The sequence below is a fragment of the Nostoc sp. genome, assembly GCF_036917395.1.
Classification (GTDB): domain Bacteria; phylum Cyanobacteriota; class Cyanobacteriia; order Cyanobacteriales; family Nostocaceae; genus Nostoc.
In genome coordinates, this window is sequence record NZ_JBALDI010000085.1 from 36,340 (window position 1) to 46,138 (window position 9,799).

General features: G+C 41.4%; 9 protein-coding genes and 1 other RNA gene. 7 read left to right on the forward strand and 3 right to left on the reverse strand.

What is annotated here, in order from left to right; all coding sequences use genetic code 11:
* Positions 1–105 precede the first annotated feature (105 nt).
* Together V7K46_RS29990 and V7K46_RS29995 are read right to left on the reverse strand one after the other, a co-directional pair.
* On the reverse strand, positions 106–2,136 hold the full coding sequence (locus V7K46_RS29990) for an FAD-dependent oxidoreductase (protein WP_335119775.1): 2,031 nt from the start codon (positions 2,134–2,136) through the stop codon (positions 106–108).
* Positions 2,137–2,587: 451 nt separating this feature from the next.
* Entirely contained in the window at positions 2,588–2,752 is a 165-nt protein-coding gene (locus V7K46_RS29995; protein ID WP_335119777.1) for a hypothetical protein, read from the reverse strand.
* 451 nt (positions 2,753–3,203) lie between these two features.
* Here V7K46_RS29995 and V7K46_RS30000 point away from each other — a divergent pair, with 451 nt between their 5' ends.
* From V7K46_RS30000 to V7K46_RS30015, 4 genes are read left to right on the forward strand one after another with little or no spacing between them, the layout of a single operon-like run.
* Positions 3,204–5,738 carry a DEAD/DEAH box helicase family protein gene (locus V7K46_RS30000; protein WP_335119779.1) on the forward strand — a complete coding sequence of 845 codons (2,535 nt, stop codon included), beginning with the start codon at positions 3,204–3,206 and terminating at the stop codon, positions 5,736–5,738.
* A 22-nt stretch (positions 5,739–5,760) separates the two neighbouring features.
* Entirely contained in the window at positions 5,761–5,946 is a 186-nt protein-coding gene (locus V7K46_RS30005) for a hypothetical protein (protein ID WP_335119781.1), read from the forward strand.
* A 4-nt stretch (positions 5,947–5,950) separates the two neighbouring features.
* On the forward strand, positions 5,951–6,160 hold the full coding sequence (locus V7K46_RS30010; RefSeq protein ID WP_335119784.1) for a hypothetical protein: 210 nt from the start codon (positions 5,951–5,953) through the stop codon (positions 6,158–6,160).
* Between the two features lie 33 nt (positions 6,161–6,193).
* Positions 6,194–6,496, forward strand: coding sequence for an ImmA/IrrE family metallo-endopeptidase (locus V7K46_RS30015; protein ID WP_335120004.1), 303 nt, complete (start codon positions 6,194–6,196; stop codon positions 6,494–6,496).
* Positions 6,497–6,817: 321 nt separating this feature from the next.
* On the opposite strand, the gene V7K46_RS30020 is transcribed toward V7K46_RS30015, so the two are convergent.
* The gene (locus V7K46_RS30020; protein ID WP_180277395.1) at positions 6,818–7,141 is read right to left on the reverse strand and encodes a hypothetical protein; all 324 of its coding nucleotides are present in this window, start codon (positions 7,139–7,141) and stop codon (positions 6,818–6,820) included.
* A gap of 733 nt (positions 7,142–7,874) precedes the next feature.
* Between V7K46_RS30020 and V7K46_RS30025 the strand changes: the two genes are divergently transcribed.
* The 3 genes from V7K46_RS30025 (at position 7,875) to ssrS (ending at position 9,772) form a co-directional block, all read left to right on the forward strand.
* Positions 7,875–8,366, forward strand: a complete 492-nt coding sequence (locus V7K46_RS30025; protein WP_335120007.1) for a pentapeptide repeat-containing protein — start codon at positions 7,875–7,877, stop codon at positions 8,364–8,366.
* On the forward strand, positions 8,363–9,529 hold the full coding sequence (locus V7K46_RS30030) for a 5-(carboxyamino)imidazole ribonucleotide synthase (protein WP_335120009.1): 1,167 nt from the start codon (positions 8,363–8,365) through the stop codon (positions 9,527–9,529). Before V7K46_RS30025 ends, V7K46_RS30030 begins: the two co-directional genes overlap by 4 nt.
* A 59-nt stretch (positions 9,530–9,588) precedes the next feature.
* Positions 9,589–9,772: non-coding RNA, 6S RNA (ssrS, locus tag V7K46_RS30035), on the forward strand.
* Positions 9,773–9,799: the final 27 nt, after the last annotated feature.

Here is a 9,799-nt window from a genome sequence, read left to right on the forward strand (position 1 = left end):
ACTGGGGAGTTGGGAGTTAGGAGTTTAGAGTTTAGAGTAAGGAATTGGGTATTGAAAAGAATTCAGTCCCCAATGCCCAATGCCCAACGCCCAATGTCCAATTCCTTACCGCCAATTATCCCAGTTTTCGTTAAAAATAGATGTATCTGGGAAGGCTGTGGGGTTGCCATTTTGTTGCAAAAGCCGTTTGAGTGCTTCCAGTTGTGGCTCTTGTTTGGGTAAGTCATCGACTAGTTGGTAAGGTGCGATCGCATTTTTGATGGCAAAACTAGCAACAGTTCCCGCAGCTGCGCCAGATGACCATTCAAAGGAATGGACTCGATAGGCAGCAGCAGCAATATGACTAGTAGCAATACTTTTGCCTCCTACCAGCAAATTGTCAATTTTCTGGGGAATCATTGCCCTCAGAGCAATTTGGAAGGGATAAGCTTGGCCAGCACCACGTCTTTCACCTGGATGTTCTGTATTACCAGGCGCTTCCGGAGGACTATTCACCATGCAAGGATGGAAATCTATAGCGTAGTGACCAATACCCACAGCATCGGGAAAGACGGTAGAACGAGTCCGCCGCATTGCTTTGTCTGGTGAGACTTTACCATCAATTACTGATACTGCTTCCAAACCTGCAAGTGCTGCTCGGAGTCTACGATACATATCTGCTGGCAGAGTCTTGGGGTAATACTGATCACTGTAATCTCGGCGAGAAATATCAATTTCCCAAATACCAAAGCCTTCGGGTTGTCCCCAACTGGGCCGGCCAATAATGCGCCGTCCTTCTCGCATATAGGGATATTTCGATAAGCCATGCACTGTCCCCATTGGGGAATTTAAACCCGAAACAAAGCGGTTATTAGGTTGCTGCTGCTTCACACCCTCCCCCAGTTGGGAATCTGTAGTCCCAGCTACCAACCAGTAATAGAAAGATAGGGCATTTTCCTCAGCTTTGCGGAGGGTTTCTGTTCGCAGTCCTCCCATCCAGCCCCCTGGTTTTAACTGCCCAGTAGCTTCTAACTGTTGGCGACTGTAAATCAGGTTATCAGCAGCAGTTCCTGGGCGGTAGTCGTTACCCCAAGTCCAGTTTTGCATGGCGATATCCCCTGGTCTAGGAGCAGTAAAATTTATACCGCCAAATTTTTCTGGTTTCCCTTTGTTTGGACTCCAAATACGCCGATAGGTGAAAACCAAATCAAAGTTAGCCAGCCGCGTTAATTCATAGCTGAAATATGGGGCATATTGTGAATAAAATGGGGGCATCGTCTGCGGTTGCGGTTCCTTGGTTGCCTCCATTGCAAAGGTGTAGGTAAAGCCTTGAGGGCAATATGGGTCGTTGTTGGTACTGGAAGCAGAAGGTTCCAGATAGGAACGGGCATCAATGCCTAATCGGTAGGGGACATCAGCAAGGGCGATAATTTCTCCAGTTTCGCTGGTGTCTACGACGTACCACTTAGGAGCATCTCCGTTACCTGCCTTGGGGATAAAACGGAGAATAGTTTTGGTAAACCGAGATGAGTTTTCGTAGCTATAAGAATCTTCAATACTTTGAGATAAAGTAAAAGTATTGAGAGGTGGTGCGCCTTTTGCTGGTTGATGTTGAATAGCGATCGCACTATTAATTATTTTGCCATCAGCAGCGATTTCCAAATCCTTAATTACCGTGTTGGGAAACCATTGCAACTTCCCTTTGCCCCGCTTTTCGGCATCTTTAAGCATCTGGGTCAAAATAGTGTGAGCGTCGCGGGGAATAAAGCAGGATTCACTTACCCAGCAGTTACCGGGGTTAAGTTTACCGTATTTGCGCTCAATCCGGTTTCGCAAATCTAGGTAGCCGCGAGAATAGAATTTGAGAGCTCGCTGGGTTGGGCGTTCGTCTAACGCAGATGTCCCTTGAGCAGAAATTTGTCCTCCTAGCCAGTCAGTAATTTCCGTGAGGCAAACCGTTCGTCCTGCTAGCAACCCCTCGTAAGCTGTGGCGACGCCAGATAGTCCACCACCCACAACTAAAATCTCGCAATTGACACTTTTATCTGGGGTTCTTGGTGGTGTGGCGATCGCGGAATCAAATCCAACTAAACTAGATATTAAGTTGAGACTGATTAGCGATGTCAAACTAAAAGCTACTTTATGTCTACCCTTCATGGTTAAAAAAAACACTCCAAATCCTGTGTCACCTTGTAGAAGGTAGCATTCAGGAAATGATCATTACAAGTTTATAAAAGTAAATATATTTAAATACAATTTTTACACTGAAAATACTGAGTATGTAGGCTAAATTTACCCTGAAGTTATTAAAGCTGAGTTAAAAGTGCTGATTGCTGAGTACTTTTTTCCTGAGCTATGAGAAACATTGATTCAGACTTCCACACCAAGGATGCATAAGTGATCTTTTATTAGTTTTTTGCCTAAATGCATTGGATATGGTGAATGAATATTACCCATAGACCATGCTGGTGAGAATCGTAAGTAGTGCGGCACTCGGCAAAGCGATTTTAGCTTTCTTCCATTTTTTGAAAATCCGGACGAATGAAGAAGGGAAGCATTTTTAACATCTGCTGGTGCTTGAATGCAATATTTACACCGTATTGGGAGTTTACCAGTAAGAGAAGACGATCGCGATCGCACCAGTGGTTATGCAATCATTTTCGCCAAGATGTTTTAATTCCTTGAGTTCTTCCGCTAAATGACCTGTAGCATTACTACCAACGAGCGATCGCACTATTTCCTGAAACAAGCTCATTTTGCGTCGTTCGGACATACCATAAATGCGGATGGGTTCTTTGTTTTGGTGGAATTGAGGAAGAAATTTGAAGTGGCTTTGAGCGATCGCTTCTCTCGCTTACTGTTCTGGCATCAAAACAGCGTGGGCATTACCAACGTGAAAACTAGCAAATCTGAAAATAGAAGGTTTCAGAGATAGTCAGCAAATTATAACCACATTGACTACTAAAGTTGTCAATAAGCGGCGAAAAGTTACATTTTTGACAAAATTTAGTTCAGATGTATTATTATTTATAGTTCAAACATATTACCACTGAGTTATGACTGATTCTCCGCCAAGATCCTGGTTTGATTCCAAGACAATCTATGAACAAATCCAATACTACTTCCCAAAGTGCCAATCAAAAATACGTATTGCATCTGGCTATTTTACTGTAAACGGCTGGGATTAGATTCGGAATGTTGTAAAAGGAAAGTATGTTGATCTGTTGGTTGGAATTAACGAACGAACTCAAAGACAAGACGAAAGACACGCACAGCACCTTCTAATCCAAGAAATCAAGAAAGATTTAGCAACAGGATCATCACCAGGTAATCGCCGTCAAGCTGTAGCAGATTTAGTTGATAAAATTCGGACGGGTCAATTTCGGATTGTTGATGCACGCGCTAGGAAACATCATGCAAAACTTTACTTTGTTGACTGTAAGGTTGTCATCATTACCTCAGCCAATTTAACTAAACATGGCTTAATGCAACAGGTTGAAGCTGGTAATCCACTGAGTCGGAAGAAAGAAATTGTAAAACTTATCAAGAAATTTGATGGATATTTTGCTGAAGCAATAGATTTAACTCAGAGGCTACTTAAAGCTCTTGAAGATTGGTTGAAACTTGCTTCTCCGTGGGATATTTACCTCAAAACCTTACTTGCTTTTGAGGATGTAGAAATTGATAACAGATATACTCCGCCAACGAATTATCAAAGAGCAATGATTGCTGAAGCTTTACAGAAAATAAGCGATCACAGCGGAGTCATGTTGGTTGCTTCAACAGGACTTGGAAAGACCGTTGTTGCTACTCACCTCGCCTTGAAACTTTTTAGAGCAGATAAAATTATACATGTAATGATTATTTGTCCCAAATTAGTAAAAAGGCAATGGAAGTCTGAATTTATGGATGCGGGTATCCCTCAGACCTATATCGGCTATCAAGCTTTAGATAAAGAAGATCCAACCCATGATCGTAATCTTGAACACTTTATCGAAATAGAAGAAAAAATAAATAAGCAATGGCTCATTATTATTGATGAATGCCATCTATTCCGAAATTGCCATGATAGTGCAGAAGGTCCTAGAAGGCGCTCATTCCAAAGATTGATTTCCCGAATTCAAGAAAGTGGCTGTAAAGTCTTACTTCTTACTGGTTCACCTTATTCTAAAGATATTAGGAATCTCAATCACCAGATTTTGCTTCTACCTCACACTGCGGAAATTGAAACTTTTTCGGATAAACAAAACAAGAAAAATTTCAATTGGCATACAGATAGTATAAAAGGATTTATTAACTTGCCTGTTGTGTCTCAATTAACTACACCTTATGTTGCACAACAGTATGGACAGAAGCTAGAGAATGGCGTATTAATTGAGTTTGGACAGCAAAAGCGATATATTCCGCTTGTCAAGTTATATCGAGTTAATTTCTATCTATTCATGGATAGCGAAATCTCTCAAGTTTTTAGGGATGGTTGCTTTACCGTTACAGATCCTCCAGAGTCACGCAAGTTTATAGAAACGCAAGCAGAAGTTGCCTGGGCCAGTTCACCGTGGGCACTTCGTGAAATTATCAAAAAGGTTATAAACACCCCAGGCAAGCGGAACTTGTCATATGATTTTGAGTTTGAAATGTCTCAATCTCAACGCCGTGAAATATTAGAGCCGCTCCTAAATCGATTAAACCAAATGCAGTTTACTGATGATCATAAGCTTGCATATCTATGTAACATTCTTCAAGAAGTTCACTGTAATAATAAAAAAGCTATCATTTTTTGTGAGCGTCGTGCAACAGTGGTTTATTTAGTGAAAGCCATTAATGCCTTACTTGCCCATCTGCGAGTATTTGGCACAATTAAGCGTACAATTAAGCAGGGAAAATATCAATACGTACCTATGAGTGATCGAGATATTTTTCAGGGAATTAAAAAGTTTGCTCCAGTTGCAAACCGAGCCGAAGGAAAGTACGAAGAGACTTACGAAGTTTTTATTTCAACTGATGCTCATGGTGTTGGCATTAACCTACAAGATGCACCTGTAGTTATCAATTACGATTTAGCTTGGACAGCAATTGAGCCTACACAAAGAGCAGGTCGTGTTCTAAGACCCTGGATTGAACCGCGTACTGTGGAGCTTTACACTTTTGTTCCACCGCTAGAAGGTGATGCTTTACGAGATTTAGGCATTGCAAAACGTTACAGTAACCTGACAAATCGCCACAGTCAATCTCAAGAAATTATGGAGCTTCCTGTTCTATCTATAAATGAGAAAGAAGAAGTTGATTTTTTCAAGAATACATCAAAAGTCACAATTCAATCAGGTGTACTTGATCTAGAGGCTTTAGTCGATGACAATGTATCAGCATTTTATCACCATGCATCTAAGCTGTATAAGAACCGCGACTACGCCCGTAATATTCGTGACGATATTATTAGTGCAAAAATTTATTCAGGTCGAACAATTTTGATTTACGTTTTATTTAAATACAAGGATGAATACAAATGGACTTTTTACGATCCTAAGTCAAAAAGCTTGCAGAATAAATCGCGTAATCAATTACTTAATTTACTTCAACGTGAGGAAAATACTGAGCGTGCCCTCGTTAATGCTGATGAAATTGAAGAACTTAGCTATGCTTGCATAAAAGAGTGGTCTAGACAAAATAACGCTAATTTAGATGATGTTGTCAGAGAATGTGCAATGTATCTCAAACCAGCACATCAGCCTGATGATGTTGAAAGTTTAGCTAGATACTAGTACTTTATATCTACTGCTAGAAGTGCCACTTGCAAAGTTGTTTGGAACCACAGATAAGAATCAACTGGATACACCTGAAGCGATCGCTATTCAACTCCGCGCTGACAAAAACCTTGATCCGGCGATCGCCAATGCTCTAGCATCCCTAGTCAAAGCCGCGTACCGCGATCTGTCTCAAAATGATGGCGAATTGAAGCAAGATCCCTAAAGATATGTCATTAATCCAAAGTCTATCGCCGGAATTAAGACAACGCTGTGAAGCGATCGCTACTGAACAACGAAGCTTACTTCGAGTGCGATCGTTTGAGCCGTTACCCGCAGACACTCTAGCAGCCAAGTTAGGGGCAACACTTTTTACGCCCGATCAGCTTCCAAATTTAGAGGCAGAGCAAGTAGCAGTATTACTTGCTAGCGATGGGTAGTCAGGAGCGATTATAAGCGATCGCCCCCTCTGGATTGTATACAACCCCCGTCATGCACCTGCACGGTATGAATCAAATCTGATGCATGAAATAGCTCATGTGTTGCTGGATCATCACCCTGTTGGCTTTGATCCTGTAACCGGACTACCAAAACGTAAACAAAACAACGAAGATGAAGCAACTTATTTGGGGGGATGCCTTCAAATTCCCAAACGTGGTTTATTATGGGCAACACAACGAAAGATGCTGTTACCTCAGATTGCAACACATTTTGGTGCGAGTGAAGCGATGGTGCAGTTTCGCAGCAATGTGACTAATGTGCTTGTCAAATGCTAATACTACGTGAGCAGCCAACGAACAAAATTTTTTTAATGCTTGTTGATGGGGTTTTCTGCTGCGATGCCTAACAGCAAGCCCTTTGGGTGATGCTCGTACTCGCTAACGCTACTGCTATGCATTTGTGCGCTAACAAAGAATCAGAATTTTAGAAGCTGCATTGGTCAAGTATGTACTGAAATGCCTTAGTCAATCGATAAATATTAACTAATAATCTTTAGCTGAAACTGTGATAATTTCCTCTGTTTACCTAAAATTAAAAACTGCTTTTGCTGAAAGTAGACAAGAGCAGTTTTTAATAGCAAAGCCCAAAATAAGAATTTAGGCATCTTCAAGTTCAAATTGAGCCACCGTAACGGCGTTAAAGGCGAAAGCTAAAACTAATGGCATCGGCGACTGAAACCAAAAGGTAAAAAGAACAGCTAGGATTGTGCCAATTACTGCGGACATCGACCACAATCGTTCTTCAAAAGTCAGTCCTTTTTCGGCTTTAATTAATCTGAGAACATGAACTGGGATTGGTTCTGGCATTACCCCACCCGGAGGGAAAGCCCAGAAGTTGTTACGTCGCTCGACAAATAAATCTGTCCAGCCATTTTCTTGGCACCATGCCTCAATCCATTGAAGTGAGTAATGATTCATCATCGGGTTTCGGAGTTCGGTTTGTGGAAATTGTGTACTTGGTGAAGATAAACTCTTAGAGATTCCTGAATAACTAATTAATTGCTATAAAATTAACGCTAATTATCCAATTTTTAAGCTTTGTTAAGCAGTTGAGACACATATAATTAGCCTCAAACCCTGCTTTCATTAATTAAAAGATTAGCAGTCAATAGGGTTTGTTTACTTTAAAAGACAATAAACTTTACTTGAAAAGTTGAAAGTTAAGAATTATAAACAAGTTTGTAAGTATTACTGCTTAATAAAACTCTTTATATCCTAAAATTAAAATCTAAAAATGAAGAACTGTGAACAAATCAACGAGTGTAGGCATAGTCCCTCCTAGACATCGCTTTCTAGAGCTAAACCATTCCTTTAGAATTAGGAATTTCAATTTTTACCTTAAGCAACAGAGATAGGTTATGCTCAAACTTACCTGGTGTGAAAAGCAACTGCTATTTAGTCATTCACATCAGTATTTAGTAATAACTTTCTTGATATATTGAGTGCCAGGGATAATTTTGCTCAAGGTGAGCAGCGATGTCTACGATGGGCTATGCCTATGTCCTTTTTGCGTTACAAAATATTAAGCAAGGGAAATACACATCCCCCAAGTCCAGTAGCAAGGCTGTGAGTCTCAATTAGGATGACTCATATCTTGCTAATATTCAAATGCGGTAATTAAATGCAGCGATTAGACACCAAATTGGCTCTCGATATGTTTTGGCGGCAAGGGTTGGCGTTCCTTCTAGGAATTATTATATGGTGCGTGGCTGATCCCGCACTGGCGGTAGATTGGACTCATCCACTGTCATTTAGCAATGCAGAGTTATCAAGACGTAATTTTTCTGGTGACAGTTTGCAAGCTGCGGAGTTTTCTAACGCCAATATGGAACTGGCTAACTTTGCAAACGCTGACTTGCGGGGAGCAGTCATGAGCGCTTCGGTGATGACAAAAGCAAATCTCCACGGAGCGGATTTAACTAATGCAATGGTTGATCAGGTAAACTTGACAAAGGCAGATTTGAGCGATGCAGTTTTCAAAGAAGCTCTTTTGCTGCGTGCCATCTTTGATGATGTGAATATAGACGGTGCAGATTTTACTGATGCAATTTTGGATAGGGCACAAATCAAAGAATTGTGCGGTAAAGCCAGTGGTGTGAATTCCAAAACAGGCGTGCAAACTCGTGATTCTCTAGGATGTCAATGAAACGTGTTGGTGTAATTGGTGGCGGACAACTTGCCTGGATGATGGCGGATGCAGCACAGAAGCTAGGAGTAGAATTAGTAATACAAACTCCTAGTGAAGATGACCCGGCCGTGTCCATTGCCCAGGAAACTGTTTTCGCCCCAGTAGATGACGCAAGTGCGACAGAGATATTAGCTCAAAAATGCGATATTATCACCTTTGAAAACGAATTTGTTAACCTGCAAGCTTTATCTCTTTTAGCACAGCAAGGTGTTTGTTTCCGTCCTAGATTAGAAGCTTTGGCTCCTCTTTTAGATAAATATCATCAACGCTGCTATTTAAGCGATTTGGGATTGCCAGTTCCTCAATTTTTCGCCCTTAACGAGGTGGAAAATCTCAAATCGAAAATAGAATATCTGGGTTTTCCAGCAGTCCTCAAATCCCGACGCCACGGTTATGACGGTCAGGGTACTTTCATAATTCCAGATTTTGCTATTTTAGAACAAAAGCTAAGTCATGAAACCACAACAAAAACTTTAAATCAACCACTTTTCTTGTTAGAAGAATTTATCCCTTTTGATAGAGAACTAGCAGTAATTGCAGCTCGTTCTGTGGAGGGAGAAATTGTCACTTATCCAGTGGTAGAAACCCAACAAGAACAACAAGTGTGTCGGCGGGTGATTGCGCCAGCCGAGATTATGCCCAATCAAGTAGTAGAAATCCAAGCGATCGCACATACTCTATTAAATAGCCTAGAAGTAGTGGGAATTTTTGGAATTGAGCTATTTCTCACCACTGATGGCAAAATCCTGGTAAATGAAATTGCGCCCCGTACCCACAATTCTGGACATTTTTCTATTGACGCCTGCGAAACTTCGCAGTTTGAGCAGCACCTTCGAGCCATTTGTGGTTTACCTTTGGGAAATCCGGCTTTGCAGTGTGCTGGCGCTGTGATGGTGAATTTACTGGGGTATGAAAATTCTCACAGCGACTACCAAAGCCAGCGTCAACAAATAGCGGAGATTCCCCAGGCGCACCTTCATTGGTATGGGAAGACAGAATCACGTCCTGGGCGAAAGTTAGGACATGTCACCGTTTTGCTGGATAAGCAAAATAGAGAATCGGCAACTGCGATCGCCAACCGCATCGCCCACACCATAGAATCTATCTGGTATCCCAGATAAATTGACCAGAAAATTTCGATGTTGACACACAACATCTTTTTGAAAGCTATAATGAGTGAGTTGCACTACGACGTTGGTGACTGCCATCAAGTTTTTTGATCTATGCCTTTAATGACAAGGGAGTCAACTGTTCTCGTGGCAGTAGACCGGGCATGTACCCGGAAACTTTAAACGAGGAATTTAGGTTCCCACCTGGATAAACCCAGGTCATAAACTTAGGTAAAACGGCGTCGCGGTGAACTTAAAATTATTAGCTCCCAAAGTCAATTA